This window comes from Streptomyces sp. NPDC002809, from assembly GCF_040295435.1.
Taxonomy (GTDB): domain Bacteria; phylum Actinomycetota; class Actinomycetes; order Streptomycetales; family Streptomycetaceae; genus Streptomyces.
Map to the genome: position 1 here is coordinate 1 of NZ_JBEOVJ010000015.1, position 20465 is coordinate 20465.

Consider the following 20465-nt stretch of genomic DNA (forward strand, 5'->3'; position numbering starts at 1 on the left):
CCTCAACGGCCAGTCCGGCATCAAGTACGACCAGGACCTCCGCTTCGGCGCCGGCGACCTGCGCCAGGCCTTCTGGCTCGTCGACCTGCTGGAGAACTCGGACTACGCGGGCCCGCGCCACTTCGACTTCAAGCCGCCGCGCACCGAGGACTACGACGGCGTCTGGGCCTCGGCCGCGGGCTGCATGCGCAACTACCTGATCCTCAAGGAGCGGGCGGCAGCCTTCCGCGCCGACCCTGCGGTACAGGAGGCGCTGCGCGCGTCCCGCCTGGACGAGCTGGCCCTGCGCACCGCCGAGGACGGCGTGGCGGGACTGCTGGCCGACCGCTCGGCCTTCGAGGACTTCGACGTGACCGCCGCGGCGGAGCGCGGCATGGCGTTCGAGGCGCTGGACCAGCTGGCGATGGACCACCTGCTCGGCGTCCGCTGACCCGGCGGGACACACGACGGCGGTGATACGAGGGGGACGGACGCGCGCTGCGCGGCCGTCCCCCTCTTCGCGCGTCCGGCCCGTTCGGTCAGGCTCGGGTCCGCCCCGCGTACGCCACGGGGTCGGCCAGCACGTCCGTCATCACCAGCGCCGCCGCGCCCCGTGCCGCGTCACCCGCGACGGACGAGGCGCGCAGCCGGGCGCTGCCCGGTGACCACAGCCCGGAGACCACCCGGTCCGTCAGCTCCTCGTCGGCCGACGGTGCCAGCCACGGCATCAGGTTCCGGTAGATCCCGCCGAGCACCACCGCGTCGGGGTCCAGCAGATTGACCGCCCCCGACAGCACCCGCCCCAGCTTCCTGCCCGCCTCGGCGACCGCGGCCACCGACCGCTCGTCCCCGGCCCGGGTACGCCGCTCCAGTTCGGCGACCCCGATTCCGCTGCCGGTCTCCTCGATCCCGGCCGCCCGCAGGAGAGCCGCCTGCCCCGCGTACTGCTCCAGGCAGCCGCGCGAGCCGCAGCGGCACTGCGGTCCTGCCGTGTCCACCACCACATGCCCGATCTCCCCGGCGAAACCGTGCGCGCCACGCAGCAGTTCGCCGTTGACGACCAGGGCGCCTCCGACGCCTATCTCACCGGTCAGATAGAGGAAGCTCCGGACCCGGCCCAGCCCGCCGAACCACAGCTCCGCCAGTGCCGCGAGATTCGCCTCGTTCTCCGAGCTCACCGTCAGCGCCTCGTGACCCGGGCGTTCGGCGGCGAGTGCGGCGGCGAACAGCTCCTCGGCGGGCACCTGGTTCCAGCCCAGGTTCGGAGCCTGACGCACCGAGCCGCCGGAGACCAGACCCGGCAGCGCCAGGGCGACGCCGACCGGGAACAGCTCCTGCTCGCGCGCCGACTCCAGGGTGCGCGCGGCGATCCGGGCCGCCCGCGCCAGCACCTCGGCGGGCGGCGCGCCCCGGTTGTCCAGATGCTCGGTGAGCCGGACCCGGCCGGTCCCGGCCAGATCGACGACCACCACCGACACGTAGTCGATGTTGACCTCGACGCCGAGCCCGGCCGGCCCGGTGCGGGCCGTCTTGAGCGCGGTTCCGGGCCGGCCGGCCTGGCCGCTGAACGTCTTGCCCGACTCCGTGAGGAACCCGCTGTCGAGCAGCTGCTCGACGAGCGAGGACACGGCGGCCCGGGTCAGCCCCACCCGCGCGGCCACCCCGGCCCGGGTCGCCTCGCCCTCGCCCTCGTCACGGACGGCCCGCAGCACGAGGCTGAGGTTGCTGCGCCGGACGGTGTCCTTGTCGGCCTTGGGCCCCAGCGGCGTGAGGTTGCTCTTCATATCGGTCCCGAGCCTATGCGATCCCGTACGCCAGTACGGTCGCGATGCGTGCAGACCGGGTCCCGGCCGCGCGCGGGGCACGACCGGGGCCCGGCGGCCGCTCAGGCCGGGGCCCCGCGCTCCTTGAGCATGTCCGCCATGAGCGCGATCTCCGACTGCTGGCCCAGGACCATGCCCGAGGCCAGGTTCCGGATCTCGTCGGTGCCCGCCGCGGTGGCGGCCGCCTGCGCCATCTCCGCCCCGGCCCGGTGATGTGTGGTCATCAGCTTCAGGAAGCGCACCTCGGCATCCCTGCCCCCGGCCGCCCGCAGCGCGTCGAGTTCGGTGTCGGTCGCCATGCCGGGCATCAGCGCGCCGTCTCCGCGCGCGGTGACGTCATGGCCCATCCACGCCATGGGCGGCCCGGGGGAGCTCTTCGCCCGCCCCCACGTCTCCAGCCAGCCCAGCATCATGCCGCGCTGGTTGGCCTGGGTGTTGATGATGTCGTACGCGAGCCGGCGCACCGCCACGTCGGAGGTGCGGTCCCGGACGATGAACGACATCTCGACGGCCTGCTGATGGTGGACCGACATGTCGCGCGCGAACCCGACATCGGCCGAGGTCTCGGCGGGAGCCGCCGTGGACGCCGCGCTTGCGGGGGCCGATGAGGAAGGGCGTACGAGCATCAGTACGACCAGGCCGAGCGCGAGCAGCAGAACCGCCCCGCCGGCCAGCACCATCGGCCGCGACGCACGGGCCGCGGACGTCACTTGGCGATCCCGCCGGAGCAGGCGGCGCCCGGCTCCGGCGTCTGCGGGCCCTGGACGTACTTCGTGAAGAACTGGGCCACGCGTGCGTCGGCTGCGCTCTTCACGGCCAACTGCTTGCCCCAGGCGCTGAGCATCAGCGGGGACCCCTGGTCCTCCAACGGGCTCATCAGGGAGTACGGGGTCGCCGAGACCTTCTTCTCGAGCTTCTCGATGTCGGCCGGGTCCGCCTTGCTCGTGTACGTGACCCAGACGGCGCCGTGCTCCAGCGAGTGGACCGCGTTCTCCTTCGGTATCTCCTTGGTGTAGACATCCGCGTCGCAGTTCATCCACACCGGATTGTGATCGCCGCCGACCGGCGGGTTCATCGGGTAGTCGACCTTCTTCTCGACATGGTTCTGCGTGAGCTTGTCCCAGCTCTTCTCGCCCTCGACGGGCGAGGACTTGGCGGCCGTCTCGGCCTTGTCCTGCTCGTCGGCGGCGTTCATCAGGTAGCCGCCGCCGGCGACCAGACCGGCCACGACGGCGACGGCCGCGGTGATCGTGATGATGCGGCTGCGGCGCTCGCGGGCCCGCTCCTTGCGGCGGGCCTCGTCCAGCTTGGCGCGGCGGGCGGCGGCAGGGGTGTTCTGCTTCTTGGCGGAGGCCATGGTGGGTCCTTGGGTTCGTGACGCGGATGGGTTGCGGGCACGCGGGAGTGTCCTCGGGACGTGCGAGAACGGTCCTAGATCCGTTGAACCTGGAGGCGCAGATGGTCGACCTCGCCCACGGCGTCGTTCGACGGGCCGCGGATGGCGGCGGCGCCGGTGAGCGGGGCGGAGAGGAGAGGGGCGGCGCCGGACGGGAGCGCCGCGGGAGCGGGCTGGCCGGGCAGCACGACGGGTGCGGAGTGCTCGGACGCGCCGTGGCACGAACTTCCCGGGCCGCGGCTGTCGGGGGCGTCGGCCCTCACCACGGGCGCGGACACCGCGACGCTGGTGAGGTGCGCGGTCACCGAGGCGGGGCCGTGATGCGGGGACGAGGTCTCGCCCGGGGCCGGCGGGCAGCACGCCACCATGGCGATCAGGACGAACACCCAGCCGAGCACCACGGACGCGCGGGCGCGCCGCCGCCGGTCCGTGCGTTCGCTCAGCCAGTTCACCCCGGCATCGTACCGGTGTGTGAAGTTTCAATGAGTGCGGGCCCACGTGAGCTGCGGCCGGTGAAGCTGTGGATCCCGGGGGGAGGGGTTCCCGTTGCGGCATGCCGGGATAGTGTGCCCCGGTGACAACGCACTCGAACGTATCTGCGGGCTGGTATCCGGATCCGCACGGCGCGCCCCAGCTGCTGCGCTACTGGGACGGTTCCCAGTGGACCGAGCACACCAATCCGGCCGGCGGGCAGCAGCAGGCTCAGGCACCCGCACAGGTGCAGCAGCAGGCCGCCCCGCAGCAGCAGCAGCACCAGCAGCAGGCGGCGGCGGGGCAGCAGGGCATGCCCCAGCAGCAGCCCGGAGTGCCGCAGCAGGGCGTGCCTCACCAGCAGGGTGCCGCCTCCGGTGCGGGTTCGCTCTTCAATCAGCAGGTCCTGGTCGTGAACCAGAAGGCCAAGCTGATCGAGGTGACGAACGAGTACAGCGTCTTCGACCAGCACGGCAACACCGTCGGTTCGGTCGTCCAGGTCGGCCAGAGCGCGCTGCGCAAGGTGCTGCGCTTTCTGACCAGCATCGATCAGTACCTGACCCACCGGCTCGAGATCCGCGACGCGTACGGCCAGCCGCAGCTGCTGCTGACCCGCCCGGCGAAGTTCATCAAGTCCAAGGTCATCGTGCAGCGCCCCGACGGGCAGACGGTCGGCGAGATCGTCCAGCAGAACGCCATCGGCAAGATCAACTTCGCGATCATGGTCGACGGTCAGAAGGTCGGCGCGATCAAGGCCGAGAACTGGCGCGCCTGGAACTTCGCGATCGTCGACCACAACGAGGCCGAGATAGCCCGGATCACCAAGACCTGGGAAGGCCTCGCGAAGACGCTGTTCACCACGGCGGACAACTACGTGCTGCAGATCCACTACCAGCTGCCCGAGCCGCTGCTGAGCCTCGTGGTGGCGACGGCGCTGACCGTGGACACGGCCCTCAAGCAGGACGCCCGCGGTCTCGGCTGACCCCGGAGCCCCCTTCCGTACGCACGACAGCCCGCGTCCCCCACACCATGGTGTGAGGGGCGCGGGCTGTCGTGTCCGCCTCGGCAGGCGCGGTCATCCGGAAACAGCCCTCAGTGATCCGAGCCGGAGATCGTCCGGCTCGGATCACTGAGGGCCTGCCCCTCGAAGCCCGAATCGGGCGGCCCGAGCCTGGAGAACACCGCGGCGAGGATCACCGCAGCCAGGGCCCCCGCGGCCACGCCGCTGCCGAAGACGGTCCGCGCCCACACCGGCAGGCCGGCGTACATCTCCGGGGCGAACACCGGCAGCAGGCCGACGCAGAGGGCCAGGGCGACCACGATGCCGTTCGTGCCGTGGCTGAGGTTCTCGCTGCTGAGCATGCCGAACCCCATGGTCGCGATCACCGCATAGATGATCAGCCCCGCGGCGCCGACCACCGGCTCCGGGATGGCGGCGAGTAGCCGGGTCAGCGGCGTGATCAGCCCGCACAGGATCAGCAGCACCCCGGCCCCCGCCGTGACGAACCGGCTGCGCACCCGGGTGAGCTGGACGATCCCGATGTTCTCGGCACTGGTCACCATCAGCGACGTACCGAAGACGCCGGCGCCCAGCGAGGTCACGGCGTCCGCGCGGGAGATCCGCGGCACGTCACGGGCCGCGTCCGGAGTCCGGCCCACCGCCTCGCTGTTCAGCACCGTCTGCCCGGTCGCCTCCGCCAGCGAGGCGAGTGCGAAGACCAGCAGGGGCACGGCGGCCAGCAGATCGAAGTGCGGTGTGCCGTACGGGAACGGGTCGGGCAGCGCGAACGTGCTGCCGTGCGCCATGTGGAACGCCGTACCGGTGAGCGCGGCGACGAGCGTGCCGCCCGCCAGTCCGAAGAGCACCGACATCTGGCGCCAGACACCGCGCATGAACAGGAAGAACAGGGCGGTGATGCCGAGCGTGGCGAAGCCGAGCCCCGGCCCGGAGGCGATCATCGGCGCGGTGATCTTGATCATGTTGATCCCGATCAGGACGACCGTGGTGCCCATGACCAGGGGCGGGAAGAACCGCACGAGCCGCCCGTAGAGCGGCAGCACGGCGATCAGGAAGACCGCCGCGATCAGCACCGAACCGGAGGCGGTGGCCGGGCCGTGCTCCTTGGCGACCTGGAGGAAGATCGCCACCGCCGCACCGCCCGGCAGCATCAGGAACGGCAGCCGTGCGCCGATGCGCAGCGCCTTCACGCCCAGTGACTGGAGGAGCGCGCCGATGCCGCAGAGCACGAGAGTCGCGCTGAGCAGCGATGCCGTCTGGGACGCCGTAAGCGACAGCGTGGTGCCGATCAGGATGACGGAGGAGACGGGGGCTGCGACCCCGGCGAGCAGATGCTGGAACGCGAGCGGGACCAGCCGGGGGAGTGGCAGCCGCTCGTCGACCGGCGCGACGGAGGGGGCCGGGACGGCCGGGGCCGGGGCCGGGGCCGTGTCCGGGACGGGGGAGGCCATGGTCCGGCTCAGCCCTTCGGGACGTCGAGCCAGGGGAGCTCCCGGGCCGAGTAGCGGTAGGAGCGGAACACGGCGTTGGGCTCGGACGGGAACAGCTTGCGCACTTCTTCTTCCTGGTAGCCGCCGAAGAACGGCACGATGTACTCCCAGCACAGATAACCGTCCGCGGTCACCTCGAAGAGGCGTCCCGCGGGGGAGTCCGTCACGAGCGTGTTCCCGTTCGGCAGGCGCTGCGCGCTGCCCATGAACGGGGCGAAGAACGACTCACGTGCCGGGTCGTGGTACTCCCAGACAATGGTGCCACTCGACCGCTCGATCTCGATGACCCGGCTGAACGGTACGTCCCAGTGCGGCCGGAAGACCCCGTTGTCGAAGACGAGGAAGTTGCCGTTCTCCAGCTCGGTCGGGCAGTGCTGCTGCGACACGGCACCGGGCTCGCTGCGCCAGATGATCTCGCCGGTCTCCCGGCTGATGACGACCACGGCGGAGACGGAGCGGAAGCTCGCCAGGATGTTGCCGTCGCTGGTCGGCAGCACGCTGTTGATCAGCGGGTAGTGCTCGCGCGCGTAGTCGGGGTGCAGTGGGAAGGCCTCGCGGTCGAGGTGCTCGGAGACCTTCCACTCCCACACGGTGTTGCCCTCGGCGTCCACCTCGACGATGGTGTCCGCCCAGACCGTCCCGTCGGGCTCCGAGCCCGGCACCCCGCCCCGGACCGCGGCCGCGGCCTCGCCCGTCAGGGGTTCCAGCGCGGAGTACAGGATCCGGCCGTCGCCGTAGTGGTGGGCGTCGTGGTGCTGGTAGCGGTCGCGGTGCTCGCGCACGACCGTGCCGTCGGGGGTGATCTCCTGCATGATCCCGCCGCGGTACTTGTGCCACATGGGGAAGAGCGCCGGCTCGTCCGGGAGGACGCCGCTGTACGCGAGGTTGCCGCCGGGCAGGATCCGGGCGTGCCGGCCGGGCCGGTACGGGAGGTTCCACCGGTGGACGACCTCACCGCGCATGTCGATGAGATACACCTCGCCGCCACCTGTCAGCGGGGCGAAGAGGGTGTAGCCGCCCTGGCTGGCGTCCTCGTCCAGGGCTATGAGCCCGGTACCGCGTCGCCGTCGCTGGTTCTGGTCCACGAGGGGCATGAATCGGTCCTCCCGGTTAACTTTATTAGGTGGGACTTAAAAGATTAACTGGCCCGGTAGGCTGCTCACGGCCCCGCCGCCTGTGGTGTGCGGCACGCAGGGACACGGAGTGAATGTGATGAGCGAGGCGGACACCCCACAGGTGGGCCCGGGAATTCGCCGACGGCGCCGCGCCCTGGAACTGACCCTCGCCGAGGTCGCGCGACGGGCCGGACTCTCCGTGCCCTTCCTCAGCCAGATCGAGAACGGCCGCTCCCGGCCGAGCATGGGATCGCTCCAGCGCATCGCCGACGCGCTCGACACGACCGCGGTCCAGCTGCTGTCCACGGCCGAGGCGCCCCGCCCCGTCGACGTGGTGCGCGGCACCTCCGCCTCCGTACGGGAGACCGGCGCGGAGGGTGAGGGGGACGGCCGGATGCGGCCGCTGGTCCGCGGTCACCAGCGGCTGCACGCGCTGGAGTTCACCGGGGACCATGACTGGGGCCGTGAGTTCCGGCACCGCAACGACGAGATCCTGTACGTCGCCGACGGCTCGGCGGAGGTCGAGGCGGACGGCAACTTCTACCGTCTGGAGCGGGGTGACACGCTCTACTGCGCGGGCGGGCTCGTCCACCGCTGGCGCCCCATCGAACCGGGCACGCGAGTCCTCGTGGTCGGCATCGGGGACCACGTCCAGGTGACGGACGAGCAGAGCGGCTGAGGTGCGGCGTTCCGCCCGGCGCGGGGGCGCGACAGCACCGGCGCGGGCGGCTCTCAGCCGTAGCGGAGGAACAGCTCCCGCACGTACTCCTCCAGCCGCCGCGTCAGCAGCTCGGGCGTCAGGTCGTCCCGCCCCAGTTCACGCCAGGGACCGGCCACCTTCTCGGCTTCGGGGGCGAAGGCGAGCGCGTCCAGCAGGCGCCAGTAGAGATGGTCGCCGGGATCCTCCGCCGGCAGGCCGCCCGCGGCCAGATAGGCGTCGGCGAACGCCATGCCGGCACCAACACCGTGCAGCAGCGCCAGCGCGGTCGAGCAGTGGGCGACGTCCAGGTCCGCAGGGCCCCACGATGTCTCCACCCAGTCGACGACGCCGGTGATGCGCAGCGAGTCGCCCTCCCCGTCGAACAGCACGTTGCCCGGATGGAAGTCGCGGTGGAGGAAACAGGGCCGGTATGCCGGTGCGTCGCGGCGGATGATGTCGACGGCCCGTCGCCACAGCTCGGGCCGCGCCGTGGCCTCCGGCACGCGCACCCGGTCGGGCGCGGTCCAGGCTTCGTAGGCGCGGGGCCGGTTCTCCGCGGTGACCCGGACCCGGTGGATGCGGACCAGCTGACCGGCCAGCAGCTCGGCACGGTACCCGGCTCCCTCGTCGGACAGGCGCACGCTTCCGGGCAGCAGGGACATCAGCAGTGACGGGTGGTCGCAGTGCGCCGCCGTCGCGTCCACCCCGTGAAGGACCGCCGCCGGCACATCCGTACGGCCCAGCAGTGCCAGCACGTCGGCCTCGCGGGTGAGCAGGCCCTCCGCGTGCCGGACGAAGAACGGTTTGACGAAGGAGCGCAGCACCAGGTGTCCGGGGGCCTCACCGCCGGTGATGCTCAGTTGCCGCATCTGCGAGGTCCAGCCACCGCGCAGCCGCTCGGCGGCGACGACGCGCGTGCCCGCGGGCAGCCCGTTGTCCACCCAGGCACGGGTGTTCGCCCATTCCTGGTCCCGGCCGTCCGGGCTCATGCCGCTCACCGTCGCCACCTCCTGTCGCGCAGGGAGCCTATCCAGCAAGCGACTGATCCTCGTCGCCGGCCCGGTAGATGCCGAACGCGGCGCCCTGCGGGTCGCGCACCACGGCGATCCTGCGGTTGTGCGCGATGTCCGTCGGGGGCATCAGCAGGTCACCGCCCCCGCTCTGCGCGGTGGCCGCGGTCACGTCGACGTCCGTGACCGCGATGTACGGCAGCCAGTGCGGCGGCACCTCGGGCGGGACGTTCTCGTCCATCGTCAGCAGGCCGCCGAAGTCCTCCCCGTCGACACCCCACTGCGGGTACGTCTCCGAGGCCCTGGCCGTCCAGCCGAAGACGTCGGCGTAGAAGGCGAGTGCCTGCTCCCTCTCGCGGGTGAGGAGCTCGGTCCAGCCCAGCGCGCCCGGTTCGTTGAACAGGTCTGCGCCGGCGAAGGCGCGGCCCTGCCACAGGGAGAACACCGCACCGGAAGGGTCCGCGAGGACGGCGAACCTGCCCTCCTCGAAGACCTCCATCGGGCCGGCCAGCAGCGAGCCGCCCGCCGTCTTGGCCTTCCCGGCGACCACGTCCGCGTCCTCCACGGCGAACGAGACCGTCCACGCCGGCGGCTGCCCGGGCCGGTACACGGGGCTGAGCGCCGCGACCCGGGCTTCCCCCAGGTGCGCCACGGTGTAGCCGCCGGCCTCCTCGCGAGGATCCGTCTTGGTCCGCCAGCCGAAGAGGGCGGTGTAGAAGGACTTGGCGGCCGGGACGTCGGAGGTGCTCAGCTCGATCCAGCAGGGACCGCCGGGCACCGGTGCGGTGAGCTTCATTCGGACTCCTCCGTGCGTGGCTGGATGTGCGCGTGGCTTCCCGGCACAGCTGAACGCTATGGCCGTGCGCAGGGGCGGGCCATCGGGAGCGGGGTCACCCTCGAAAGTCATTTACATGTGTAATACCTGCTAAAGTATTTGAGTGAGTAATACAAGTATCCGGTCCCGGCGGCCCTCCGTCCGCAGAATCCCGCTGGCGGCGCCGTTGCGCCTGGTCCGGCCCTCGGACATGTGGTTCAAGCCGGCGACCAGCGTGGTGGTGGCCACGGCGATCCCCAACCTGGTGCTGTACTCCCTGGACCGCCTGGACCTCGTGATGTACACGATGGCCGGCTCGCTCTGTGCGCTGTACGGCCACAATCTGCCGTACGCCCGCCGCGCCAGGACTGTCGTCGGAGTCGTCCTCGGGATGCTCGCCGGCTTGGCGGTCTCCCTGGTCACGGCCTCGCTGACCGGTTCGACCGCGGTCCTGATCGCCGTCGGCGCACTCCTGGCCGCCGGCCAGAAGCTGCTCTGCGACGCCACCCGCGTCGGACCCCCCGGACCGGTGATCTTCACCTTCGTCAGCTCCGCCGCCCTGTTCACCCCGCAGGAGACCGGCCAGGTGCCGGGCCACCTCGCCCTGACCCTCGGCGCGGGCGCGGTCTCCTGGCTCGTCACCGTCGCCCCCGCGCTGGTCCGCCGCGAGGGACCCGAGCGCCGCGCCACGGCCCGCGCCCTGAACGCCGCAGCGGCCCATGTCGCCGAGCCGGACCACCACACCCGCCGTGCCGCGGTCGCCGCCGTGCACGCGGCCTGGCAGACCCTCCTCGCCGCCGGACGCCCCACCCCCGTACGCAGCGCACTGGAACGCCTCGTCGTCCACGCCGAAACCGCGCTCTCCGCGAGTGCGGGGGACACGGCCGAGGACGCCGGCCGGCTCCGCGAGTGGGCCCGGCAGACCCGGTCCCGCGGGCCCGTCCCCACACCCGCGCCCGCCCCCGGAACCGCTGCCGAGCTCTTCGGCGTCGACGCCGAACGTGCAGCCCGGCGCCGCACATCCCGCGGCGGGGCACTGCGCACCCTGCTGCACCGCCTCGCCCCCGGCTCCCCGCTGCTGCCGGTCGCGGCCCGCACACTCATCGGCTGTGCCCTGGCCGGGTACATCTGCTCGGCAGCCGGCGTCGGCCGCCCCTACTGGGCCATCGTGACCGCCGCCTCGCTCTACCAGGCCAACGTCACGCTCTCCTGGAACCGCACACTGCAGCGCACCCTCGGCAACCTGCTCGGCGTCCTGGTCTTCGCCGCCGTGCTCCCGGTCGCCCGGATGGACCCGCTGGCCCTGATCGGCTTCTGCCTCCTCTTCGGGTTCGCCGCCGAGGCCCTGATCACCCGCAACTACTGGCTCGGCTCAGTGGCCGTCACCCCGATGGCGCTGCTCGTCCTGGAGTACGCCGGCAGCCACCCGGCCGGCGAACTCATCGGCGACCGGGTCCTGGACACCGTCATCGGTGCCGGCGTCGGATTCCTCGCCGCGGTGCTCGTCACCAACCGTCGCGCCACCGGCCGCGTCGAAAAGGCCCTGGCCGCCGCCGAGCAGGCCCGCGCCCACGCCGTGCAGACCCTCGCGACCCCCACGCCCACAACCGCCGCCCTGGACGCGGCACGCCGCAGACTCACCGGATCCCTGGTCGAACTGCGCGAGGCGGACGACACCGCGGCCGGTGAATGGTGGCAGCGCGCCCTGCCGCAGGAGGCGGTGCTCGCGGCCGAGCAGGCCGGACACCGTACGCTCGCGGCGACAGCGACACGGCAGGGGATGATCGCCCCGGCCCAGGAGAACGGAGCGGTGTGACCGACGACATCGTGGCCTCGGTGGTACGGCAGTGGCAGACCGTGAACCCGGAACTCGACACCGGTCCGATGGAACTCATCGGCCGCATCAACCGCTGCTCCGCCCTGCTCCAGCAGGCCGAGGACGCGCCGCTGCGGGCCGCCGGACTGACCCGCGCCGAGTTCGACCTGCTGGGCGCCCTGCGGCGCACCGGGCGTGAACTCACCCCGGGCGAACTGGCCAGGGAGACGTTCTCCTCCGGCGCCGCCGTCACCAAACGCCTCCGGGTCCTCCAGGAGAGCGGCCTGATCGACCGCCGCAGCGACGCGCGGGACCGCAGGGTCGCGCTCGTCCGCCTCACCGACGAGGGGCGCGAAATGGTCGACGGCCTGCTGCCCAAGCAGCTCGCCTACGAACGCGCGTTGCTCTCCGGTCTCGACGCGGAGTCCCGCGACCGGCTCAGCGCACAACTCAGCGAGTTGCTGGTCCAGCTGGAAGGCCGCATCGGCGGCGCCCGCCGCTGATCCGCCGGGCCACCGGGTCGTGCCGCGGAGGGTCGGGGCCACCCGGCCGGCACCGGCGGTCCGGGCCACCGGGTCGTGCCGCGGACACTCCGGGCTACCCGGTCACGTCGGACAACGCGGCGGAGCGGAGCAACTCCCCGGCGCGGCGTTCCAGTGCGACGTCGTCGCCACGGCCGGCCGGTGAGCAGGCGGCCAGTGCCAGCCGGTCACGCCAGGTGGAACCGGTCAGAGGCACGGCGACCGCATTCATGCCCTGTACCGACTCGCCGCGACTGAGCGCGTATCCGCGCTCACGCGTCCGGGCCAGGTCGGCGAGGAGCTCCGGCCGGGAAGTGAGCGTGTGGGGGGTGACCGCCTCCAGCTGCTCCTGCGGAAACACGGCGCAGACCTGTTCGGTGGTCATCCGGGAGAGCAGCAACTTGCCGCCTGCCGTGGCGTGTGCGGGGCGGGTCCGGTCCCGCTCCAGCATCACCCGTACCGGATGGCAGGACTCCCTGCCGTCGGTGACGATGACCTGATCGCCGATCAGGGCGGCGCTCAGCACGGTCTCGCCCGTACGCAGCAAAGCGTCCTCCAGTACCGCACCGACGTGCTCCCGGACGGGGGTCCCGAACCCGGCCGGGCGGCCCAGCCGCACCAGCTCGGGACCGGCCGAGTAGCCCCGCCCCGACGCCTCCCGGATCGCGAATCCGCGCCCTTCCAGGGTGCTGAGGACCCGGTGGGCGGTGGAGCGGCCGATGGAGAGCAGCTCGGCCGCCTCGGAGACGGTCAGCGAGTCATGGGTGAGGAACAGCCGCATCAGCCGGAGGCCGGTGTCGAGCGACTCGATTGTGTAGCCCCGCGTCGGCTCCATGAGATGTGTGTTCCCCTTCGTGGCCCGGATTGCGCTGCACCCTTGCGGTGGTCATGAATCTGCTCCTTTCGATCCGCTTCGATCACATGTGCCCTTGTCCTTCTCTGCGGGACACGGATGATCGGCTCGTTGGGCACGAGGGATCGCCCTGAAGCCGGAGTTCTCGGCAAATCACCACTTCACCGTACTGCTTGCCCTGCCGCGTGAGTGACAGGAGTCCGTCGATGCTGGGCGCCCGGGGTGTGATCGTCCCTCAGTGAGGGACAACGGCAGGTGATTCGCACGGTTCCCGCCGTCTCGTCACTCCCTGCACACGCTTGTTGGCGGTGCGTGTAAAAACTCGTGAGTGTATTACCGCGGGAGCGCTCGCGCAGGGGGTTGGGTGAATGTGCCGAAGCCCTGTTTCGATCTGACTAAGCTCACGCACAGTGAAGCCGAGTTGATATGAATTCGAGCGCTTGTTCCCTACTGCCCTGCAAGCGCTGTATCTCCTGATTACCTCCCGAATCAACCGCCAGAGGTTTTAGATGGTTCGTGTTGAATCACCGCCGATCGACCGAGAAACACCCGTCGTCCGCGCCGTGTTGCTGCCCGTCGTCGCCATGGCCGGAGCAACCGCGGCCGCCGTGGCGCTGGTTGCCGAGCCCGCGCGGATGCCAGTCGTCTGGTGCGGCGTCTTCGCCACCGTCGTGGTCGCCGTGCTCACAGCCGAACTCGCCCGCCGCTCACGCAGGATCCGGCGTCAGCGCGCCCACTACGAGCAGCGCGTCACCGCACTGGAGCGGCGCATCGCCAATTACGACGAAGAGACCGTGCGGATCAGCAAGGAACTCCTCCCTGCGGCGATCCACCGTCTTCGCGTGGGCAATTCGCCCGACGAGGTGCTGCGGGACGTCGTGGACGGCGACGAGGTCTACCGCCACCTCCCCGACGCGCAGCGCGCCCTCGTCTACACCGTGCTGGACATCATCGACAACGAGGAGGCGACGCGTGACTCCGCGCAGCGCGCCTTCGTCAACGTCGCCCGCCGTGTCCAGGCGATCGTCCACCGGCAGGCCAGTGAACTGAGGGAGATGGAGGAGCACCACGGACGCAACCCCGACGTCTTCGACGACCTCCTCCGCATCGACCACGGCACCGCGCTGATCGGCCGGCTGGCCGACTCCATCGCGGTGCTCGGCGGCGCCCGCCCCAGCCGTCAGTGGCCCAAGCCCGTACCGCTGTTCAGCGTGTTGCGCGGTGCCATGTCGCGCATCCTGGAATACCCGCGCGTCGATCTGCACTCGATCGCCAAGGTGGCCATCATCGGCACCGCGGTCGAACCGCTCATCCACGCCTGCGCCGAACTCCTCGACAACGCCACCCGGTACTCGCCGCCGCAGACCCGCGTGCACGTCACCGCCGTCGAGGTCCAGAGCGGCATCGCCATCGAGATCGAGGACGGCGGCGTCAGCCTCAGCGAGGAGGCCCGCGCCCGGGCCGAGAACATGCTCGCCAGGGCCCAGGCCGGCTCCAGCATGAACGACCTCGGCGAGTCACCCCGCCTCGGTATGGCGGTCGTCGGCCGGCTCTCGCGGATGTACGACCTGCAGGTCTCCCTGCGGCAGTCCGCGTACGGCGGTGTCCGCGCCGTACTCATCGTGCCCCGCGCCATGATCACCACCGGGCCCGCTCCCGGTATCGCCCACGGCATCGGCGCCACATCGCGGCCCACCAGCGACATCGACCTCGCGGACATGAAGCACGTCGTCCCGGCCCGCAGCTCCCACCGCAAGCCGCAGCCCGTCGCCGCCCGTCCGGCCACCGGACCGGTCGCACCCGACACCCGCCCGGCCGCCCCGGCCGTCGCCATGCAGGACGAGGTCCCGGTGGTGACCGAGTGGACCTCGGGCGGGCTCCCGCAGCGGCGCAGCCGCGGCCGCGCACCGCTGGGTTCGCACAACCTTCCCGCCCAGAACACGGAACCCGGCGCCGGCCGGAGCAACGGCAACGGTCAGGCCAACGGCAAGGAACCGCCGCCCGGCATCTGGCTGGAGGCGTTCACCAAGGCCGCCAACGGCTCGCCCCAGGAGCCCAGGGCAGACGAAGACTCTGACGATGCGTGGGACAAGGGAGACCTGAAGTGATCCAGCAGCGGGGCAACATGGACTGGATGCTCAAAGAGCTCGCCGACGACGTCCCCGACATCCATCAGATCGTCGTGCTCTCCGCGGACGGCCTGCGCATCGCCCGGCACGGCGGCGACCCCGACGTAGCCGACCGGCTCGCGGCGGCCTGCGCCGGGCTGCAGAGCCTGGCCGCCGCGGTCGCCTCGGAAATCCCGTACAGCGACGGCCGAATGCGGCTCGTCGTCATCGAGGTGACCGGCGGCTTCTTCTATCTGATGGCCGCGGGGGCCGGCGCCTATCTCGCGGTGCTCGCCGGTGAGACGGTCGACGCGGGACTCGTCGGATCGCGGATGCGCGACATGGTCGTACGCATCGGCGCCCATCTCACGAGCCCGCCCCGACACGACGGGCAGGCCGGATGAGTTCTTCCCGACGAGAACGCCGCAAGGCCGATCCGGCACTGAGCGATCCGGAACGGCTGTACGTCATCACCGGCGATCCCGACGGCAGCGAGCGGGCAGCGCTCGACCTGGTCACGATGGTGGTCTCGAAGTCGCAACCGAAACCGACGGTCCAGCCCGAGCAGGCCGTGATCCTGCGGCTCTGCCAGGCACCGTTATCCGTCGCCGAGATCTCCGCCTACCTCAGCCTGCCCTTCAGCGTGGTGACCTCGCTCCTCACCGAACTGCTCGCCACGGAACTGATCGAATCGCGCGCGCCGATCGTCCGCGCAACCCTCCCGGACAGGTCCCTCCTCGAAGCGGTGATGCATGGACTTCAGAAGCTCTGACACGATCACGGGCCCCCGGAGCGAGGACGTCCTCCCCACCACGGCCACCGCCGCGGTGAAGGTCGTGATCGTCGGCGGGTTCGGGGTCGGCAAGACGACCATGGTCGGCTCGGTCAGCGAGATCCGGCCGCTGACCACCGAAGAGACCATGACCCAGGCCGGCGTCGGCGTGGACGACAACTTCGGGGTGGAGAACAAGACCGCCACCACCGTCGCCATGGACTTCGGCCGGATCAGCATCAGCCAGGAGCTGATCCTCTACCTGTTCGGCACCCCGGGCCAGGAGCGCTTCTGGTTCCTGTGGAACGGACTGTTCGAGGGCGCACTCGGCGCCGTCGTCCTCATCGACACCCGCCGGCTCGAAGTCAGCTTCGACGTCATCGGGCGGCTGGAGGAGCGCGGCGTGCCTTTCGTCGTCGCCGTCAACACCTTCCCCGGTGCACCGAAGCACCCCGTCGAGGCGCTGCGCAGCGCACTGGACCTGCCGGACGAGGTTCCGATGATCGACTGCGACGCACGGCTGCGCGCCTCCAGCCGCGATGTGCTGATGACGCTGATGCGCTATCTGCACAGCCTGGCCGTTCCGCTCGACTGACGTCGCCCGCGCGCCCAGCCCGATCTGCGCGCCCCCATCGCGTACCCCATTCGTCCGGCACTTGGCAGCCTGATCCCTGGAGCGATCGTGACAACCCCATTCCACTACGAGCCCGGCGATGCCACGGGGCCGGTTCCGCCCCCCGAGTGCCCGGCCCACGGCCTCGGCATCGGCCCCGGCGGCCTGCGACGGCTCTACGGCCCCGAGGCCGAACAGGACCCGCACGGCCTGTACGGGAAACTGCGGGCCGAACACGGCTCGGTCGCGCCCGTGCTGCTGCACGGCGACGTACCCGCCTGGCTGGTCCTCGGGCACAGCGAGAACCTGCACATGACCCGTACGCCCTCGCAGTTCTCCCGCGACTCGCGCCGCTGGCGGGCCCTGCAGGACGGCACCGTCGCACCGGACCACCCACTGGCCCCGATCTTCACCTGGCAGCCCGTCTGCGTGTTCGCCGACGGTGCCACCCATGAGCGTCAGCGCGGCGCCGTCACCGACGCCATGAGCCGGATCGACACCCGCGGCGTGCGGCGTCACGTCAACCGCTACAGCAGCCGGCTCGTCAACGACTTCTGCCAGGAGGGCCGCGCCGACCTGGTGAGCCAGTTCGCCGAGCGGCTGCCCATGATGGTGCTGTGCGCGATCATCGGCATGCCCGAGGAGTACAACGACCGGATGGTGCAGGCCGCCCGCGACATGACCAGGGGCACCGCGACCGCGGTCGAGAGCAACGCCTATGTGCTGGACACGTTGAACCGCCTCGTCGAGCGGCGCCGCCGCGAACCCGCGGACGACTTCGCCACCTGGCTCGTCGAGCACCCGGCCGCGATGAATGACAAGGAACTGGCCGAGCATCTGCGGGTCACCCTGATCTCCGCCTACGAGGCGACCACCAACCTGATCGCCAACGTGCTCCGCATGGTGCTCACCGATCCGCGCTTCCGGGCCCGGCTCAGCGGCGGCCACATGACCGTCCCCGAGGCGGTCGAGCAGACCCTCTGGGACGAACCGCCGTTGACCGCGGTCTTCGGCCGCTGGGCGGTGGGCGACACGGAGCTGGGCGGCCAGCGCATCAAGGCGGGCGACGCGCTGATCATCGGCATCGCCCCGGCCAACACCGACCCGGTGGTAAGGCCCGACCTGAACGCCAGCATGGAGGGCAACCGCGCGCACCTCGCGTTCAGCGGCGGACCCCACGAGTGCCCGGGCCAGGACATCGGACGCGCCATCGCGGACGTGGGCGTCGACGCCCTGCTGATGCGCCTGCCCGACCTCGAACTCTCCGTCGACGAGAGCGAACTCCAGTGGGTCGGCAACTTCATGGGCCGCCACCTGGTGGAACTCCCCGCCGACTTCGCGCCGCGCCCCCCGCAGGACGACCGGGAGCCCCCCTCCATGGGCAAGCCGAACCCGTCACGCCAGGACTGGGAGGTGCACTCCGCGGTACGGCACACGGCGCCGACCCCGGTACGCGCCCCGGTCCCGGCGGAACCGGCCTACGCCGCGACCGGTGCGGGCCCGGCGGGGGCGACCGTCGCCGTCGACGGATCCGTCGACGGAGGGGCGGGCGGGGGCTCCGCGGCAGGAATGATCCCGCAGCAGCGCAGGCCCGCGGCCCCGACCAGGCTGTGGCGCGTCGTGACCCGCTGGTGGAACGGCTACTGACCCGGGAGCGCCTGACAGCGACGGCCCGGCGGAGGCGGACCCACAGGTCCCCGCCGCCGGGCCGTCCCCGCGGTCGGGGAGCCCGGGCCGGTCTGTTCTTGTCGTCCGGCGCACGGGCCGGTCTGCTTCGTTGTCCGGCGCACGGGCCGGTCTGCCGCGTAATTCGGCTCCCGGGCCGGTCTGCCGCGTAGTCCGGCGGACCGGGCCGATCTGCCCCGTAGTCCGGCGCCCCGGCCGGTCGCTCGGTGCCCCGCGCGATCACCCCACGTACCATGCGGAAGCGTGAAGCTGACAATTCTGGGCGGCGGCGGATTCCGGGTTCCACTGGTCTACGGGGCGCTGCTCGCCGACCACGCCGAGGGCCGCGTCTCGGCCGTCACCCTCTACGACACGGATGTCGACCGGCTCACTGCCGTGGCCCGGGTCCTCACCGAGCAGGCCGAGGGAATCGTGGACGCGCCCGCCGTCGTCGCCACCACCGAACTGGACGAGGCGCTGCGCGGCGCCGACTTCGTCTTCTCGGCGATCCGGGTCGGCGGCCTCGCGGGCCGGGCCGCGGACGAGCGGGTGGCCCTCGACGAGGACGTGCTCGGCCAGGAGACGGTCGGCGCGGGCGGAATCGCCTACGGGCTGCGCACCGTGCCGGTCGCCGTCGATCTGGCCCGGCGCATCGCCCGGCTCGCCCCGCAGGCCTGGGTCATCAACTTCACCAACCCGGCGGGCCTGGTCACCGAGGCCATGTCCCATCACCTCGGCGACCGTGTCATCGGGATCTGTGACTCACCCGTCGGCCTCGGCCGGCGTATCGCCCGGGTGCTCGGTGCCGACCCCGACCGGGCCCGGATCGACTACGTCGGCCTCAACCACCTCGGCTGGGTGCGCGGGCTGTACGTGGAGGGCCGCGACGAGCTCCCGCGCCTGCTCGCCGACCCGGAACTGCTCGGCTCGTTCGAGGAGGGCCGGCTCTTCGGCACCGACTGGCTGCGCTCCCTGGGCTCGGTCCCCAACGAGTACCTGCACTACTACTACTTCAACCGCGAGGCGGTCCACGCCTACCAGGAGGCGGAGCAGACCCGCGGGGCCTTTCTCCGCGAACAGCAGGAGGGCTTCTACGGCCGGATGAAGGACCCGGCCACGCCCGCGCTGGCCACCTGGGACCGTACCCGCGCCGAGCGCGAGGCGACGTACATGTCGGAGAACCGGGAGGTCGCGGGGGCGGGTGAGCGTGACGAGAGCGATCTGGACTCCGGTGGCTACGAGCAGGTCGCGCTCGCCCTCATGCGCGCCGTCGCCCGGAACGAACAGACGTCCCTCATCCTCAACGTCCGCAACCGCACCACGCTTTCGGTGCTCGACGCGGACGCCGTCATCGAGGTGCCGTGTCTCGTGGACGCGAACGGCGCCCGTCCCGTCGCCGTCGATCCGCTCCCGTACCACGCCGTCGGGCTGGTCACGGCGGTGAAGGCCGTGGAACGCGCGGTGCTCGACGCGGCAGCGAGCGGCTCCCGCGCCGATGCCGTCCGGGCCTTCGCGCTGCACCCGCTGGTCGACTCGGTCTCGGTCGCCCGTCGGCTGGTCGACGGCTACACGAAGGCCCATCCGGAGCTCTCGTATCTGCGTTAGAGCCTCAAGGGCTGTCCCGTAGCGGCAAAGGCCACGACGCAGGCCGGATCGCGTCGCAGATGATGCCCTGGTCCTCAGCAAGGAGCACACAAATGGGCTCGGCGCGCTGTTGATCCCGGATCAGCTCTTCTGCGGCGCAGGAATACGACTGGGGAAGGAGGTCGGAGTACGTTATTCCCCGATAGCCCTGATGCGCCTGATGCACCTGACAACAGGAGGCCCACGGAGGTCCACGATGCGGAATCCTCGCCCCCTCATTTTCCGACTTCCGGCCGGGCGCCGCCCCTTGACTCGCGAAGCCCTGAACGAGACCATCTCGTTCAGCGTCCAGAAGGTATGGATCACATTTCATATCAGTGACCGGTGCGTCGCTGATGAATCGGGGAGGACCGCAAATGGAGTTACCGGGAAGATCTGGATATTCGCTTCAGCAGGATGAAATCGAGTTGGGCAGACGCGATTTTCTGGGCAGAACGCTCGGAGTGACGGTCGGCCTGGTCGGAGTGACGGTTGCCGCTGGTACGTTCGCGACCTCAGCCGCCGCCATGCCCGCCGGGGCGCAGGCGACCCAGAACAACTGGCGTTTCTGTCAGAAGTGTTTCGCGATGTTTTACTGGGGTTATCCGACCGACGGCGTCTGTCCGGCCGGTGGTTCCCACAGCGCGCAGGGCTTCAACTTCGTCCTCCCGTTCGATG

At 71.1% G+C, this 20465-nt stretch carries 20 protein-coding genes and 1 pseudogene; 12 read left to right on the forward strand and 9 right to left on the reverse strand.

What is annotated here, in order from left to right:
- The coding region (locus tag ABT025_RS12280; protein WP_502971930.1) for an apurinic/apyrimidinic endonuclease family protein at nucleotides 1-430 on the forward strand (430 nt) is incomplete at its 5' end.
- Between the two features lie 88 nt (nucleotides 431-518).
- Here the strand turns inward: ABT025_RS12280 and ABT025_RS12285 are convergent.
- The 4 genes from ABT025_RS12285 to ABT025_RS12300 form a co-directional block, all read right to left on the reverse strand.
- Complete coding sequence (locus ABT025_RS12285) at nucleotides 519-1763, reverse strand: ROK family protein (RefSeq protein ID WP_350992835.1); 1245 nt, start codon at nucleotides 1761-1763, stop codon at nucleotides 519-521.
- A 101-nt stretch (nucleotides 1764-1864) separates the two neighbouring features.
- Nucleotides 1865-2512 (reverse strand): DUF305 domain-containing protein, encoded by a 648-nt coding sequence (locus ABT025_RS12290; protein WP_350992836.1) that lies wholly within the window; start codon nucleotides 2510-2512, stop codon nucleotides 1865-1867.
- Entirely contained in the window at nucleotides 2509-3159 is a 651-nt protein-coding gene (locus ABT025_RS12295; RefSeq protein WP_350992838.1) for a thioredoxin-like domain-containing protein, read from the reverse strand. The genes ABT025_RS12290 and ABT025_RS12295 overlap by 4 nt, the downstream gene beginning before the upstream one ends.
- A gap of 74 nt (nucleotides 3160-3233) precedes the next feature.
- Nucleotides 3234-3650, reverse strand: coding sequence for a hypothetical protein (locus ABT025_RS12300; RefSeq protein WP_350992840.1), 417 nt, complete (start codon nucleotides 3648-3650; stop codon nucleotides 3234-3236).
- Between the two features lie 122 nt (nucleotides 3651-3772).
- Here ABT025_RS12300 and ABT025_RS12305 point away from each other — a divergent pair, with 122 nt between their 5' ends.
- Complete coding sequence (locus ABT025_RS12305) at nucleotides 3773-4651, forward strand: LURP-one-related family protein (protein ID WP_350992842.1); 879 nt, start codon at nucleotides 3773-3775, stop codon at nucleotides 4649-4651.
- Between the two features lie 110 nt (nucleotides 4652-4761).
- Here the strand turns inward: ABT025_RS12305 and ABT025_RS12310 are convergent, their stop codons facing one another.
- Both ABT025_RS12310 and ABT025_RS12315 read right to left on the reverse strand, forming a co-directional pair.
- Entirely contained in the window at nucleotides 4762-6138 is a 1377-nt protein-coding gene (locus ABT025_RS12310; RefSeq protein WP_350992843.1) for a uracil-xanthine permease family protein, read from the reverse strand.
- A gap of 8 nt (nucleotides 6139-6146) precedes the next feature.
- Nucleotides 6147-7271: an arylsulfotransferase family protein gene (locus tag ABT025_RS12315; protein WP_350992844.1), complete on the reverse strand. Its 1125-nt coding sequence runs from the start codon at nucleotides 7269-7271 to the stop codon at nucleotides 6147-6149.
- 118 nt (nucleotides 7272-7389) lie between these two features.
- On the opposite strand from ABT025_RS12315, the gene ABT025_RS12320 reads away from it, so the two are divergent.
- Complete coding sequence (locus ABT025_RS12320; RefSeq protein WP_350992845.1) at nucleotides 7390-7971, forward strand: helix-turn-helix domain-containing protein; 582 nt, start codon at nucleotides 7390-7392, stop codon at nucleotides 7969-7971.
- A 53-nt stretch (nucleotides 7972-8024) separates the two neighbouring features.
- Here the strand turns inward: ABT025_RS12320 and ABT025_RS12325 are convergent, their stop codons facing one another.
- Together ABT025_RS12325 and ABT025_RS12330 are read right to left on the reverse strand one after the other, a co-directional pair.
- Nucleotides 8025-8981, reverse strand: a complete 957-nt coding sequence (locus ABT025_RS12325) for a phosphotransferase family protein (protein ID WP_350993040.1) — start codon at nucleotides 8979-8981, stop codon at nucleotides 8025-8027.
- Between the two features lie 37 nt (nucleotides 8982-9018).
- Nucleotides 9019-9798, reverse strand: coding sequence for a VOC family protein (locus ABT025_RS12330; protein ID WP_350992846.1), 780 nt, complete (start codon nucleotides 9796-9798; stop codon nucleotides 9019-9021).
- A gap of 142 nt (nucleotides 9799-9940) precedes the next feature.
- Here ABT025_RS12330 and ABT025_RS12335 point away from each other — a divergent pair, with 142 nt between their 5' ends.
- A complete protein-coding gene (locus tag ABT025_RS12335) occupies nucleotides 9941-11632 on the forward strand; it encodes an FUSC family protein (protein ID WP_350992847.1) in 1692 nt (563 codons plus the stop codon).
- Nucleotides 11629-12135: a MarR family winged helix-turn-helix transcriptional regulator gene (locus ABT025_RS12340; RefSeq protein ID WP_350992848.1), complete on the forward strand. Its 507-nt coding sequence runs from the start codon at nucleotides 11629-11631 to the stop codon at nucleotides 12133-12135. Before ABT025_RS12335 ends, ABT025_RS12340 begins: the two co-directional genes overlap by 4 nt.
- A gap of 94 nt (nucleotides 12136-12229) precedes the next feature.
- Here the strand turns inward: ABT025_RS12340 and ABT025_RS12345 are convergent, their stop codons facing one another.
- Nucleotides 12230-12988 carry an IclR family transcriptional regulator gene (locus ABT025_RS12345; protein WP_350992850.1) on the reverse strand — a complete coding sequence of 253 codons (759 nt, stop codon included), beginning with the start codon at nucleotides 12986-12988 and terminating at the stop codon, nucleotides 12230-12232.
- A 527-nt stretch (nucleotides 12989-13515) separates the two neighbouring features.
- Here ABT025_RS12345 and ABT025_RS12350 point away from each other — a divergent pair.
- From ABT025_RS12350 to ABT025_RS12380, 7 genes and pseudogenes are all read left to right on the forward strand, one after another.
- Nucleotides 13516-15114, forward strand: coding sequence for a sensor histidine kinase (locus ABT025_RS12350; protein ID WP_350992852.1), 1599 nt, complete (start codon nucleotides 13516-13518; stop codon nucleotides 15112-15114).
- Nucleotides 15111-15518, forward strand: coding sequence for a roadblock/LC7 domain-containing protein (locus tag ABT025_RS12355; protein ID WP_024494673.1), 408 nt, complete (start codon nucleotides 15111-15113; stop codon nucleotides 15516-15518). Before ABT025_RS12350 ends, ABT025_RS12355 begins: the two co-directional genes overlap by 4 nt.
- Nucleotides 15515-15886, forward strand: coding sequence for a DUF742 domain-containing protein (locus ABT025_RS12360; protein ID WP_326740158.1), 372 nt, complete (start codon nucleotides 15515-15517; stop codon nucleotides 15884-15886). Before ABT025_RS12355 ends, ABT025_RS12360 begins: the two co-directional genes overlap by 4 nt.
- Entirely contained in the window at nucleotides 15867-16481 is a 615-nt protein-coding gene (locus tag ABT025_RS12365) for a GTP-binding protein (RefSeq protein ID WP_350992856.1), read from the forward strand. The genes ABT025_RS12360 and ABT025_RS12365 overlap by 20 nt, the downstream gene beginning before the upstream one ends.
- Before the next feature lie 87 nt (nucleotides 16482-16568).
- Nucleotides 16569-18146, forward strand: coding sequence for a cytochrome P450 (locus tag ABT025_RS12370; RefSeq protein ID WP_350992858.1), 1578 nt, complete (start codon nucleotides 16569-16571; stop codon nucleotides 18144-18146).
- 282 nt (nucleotides 18147-18428) lie between these two features.
- On the forward strand, nucleotides 18429-19769 hold the full coding sequence (locus ABT025_RS12375) for a 6-phospho-beta-glucosidase (RefSeq protein WP_350992860.1): 1341 nt from the start codon (nucleotides 18429-18431) through the stop codon (nucleotides 19767-19769).
- A 395-nt stretch (nucleotides 19770-20164) separates the two neighbouring features.
- A pseudogene (locus ABT025_RS12380) lies at nucleotides 20165-20465 on the forward strand (hypothetical protein); the annotation flags it as partial.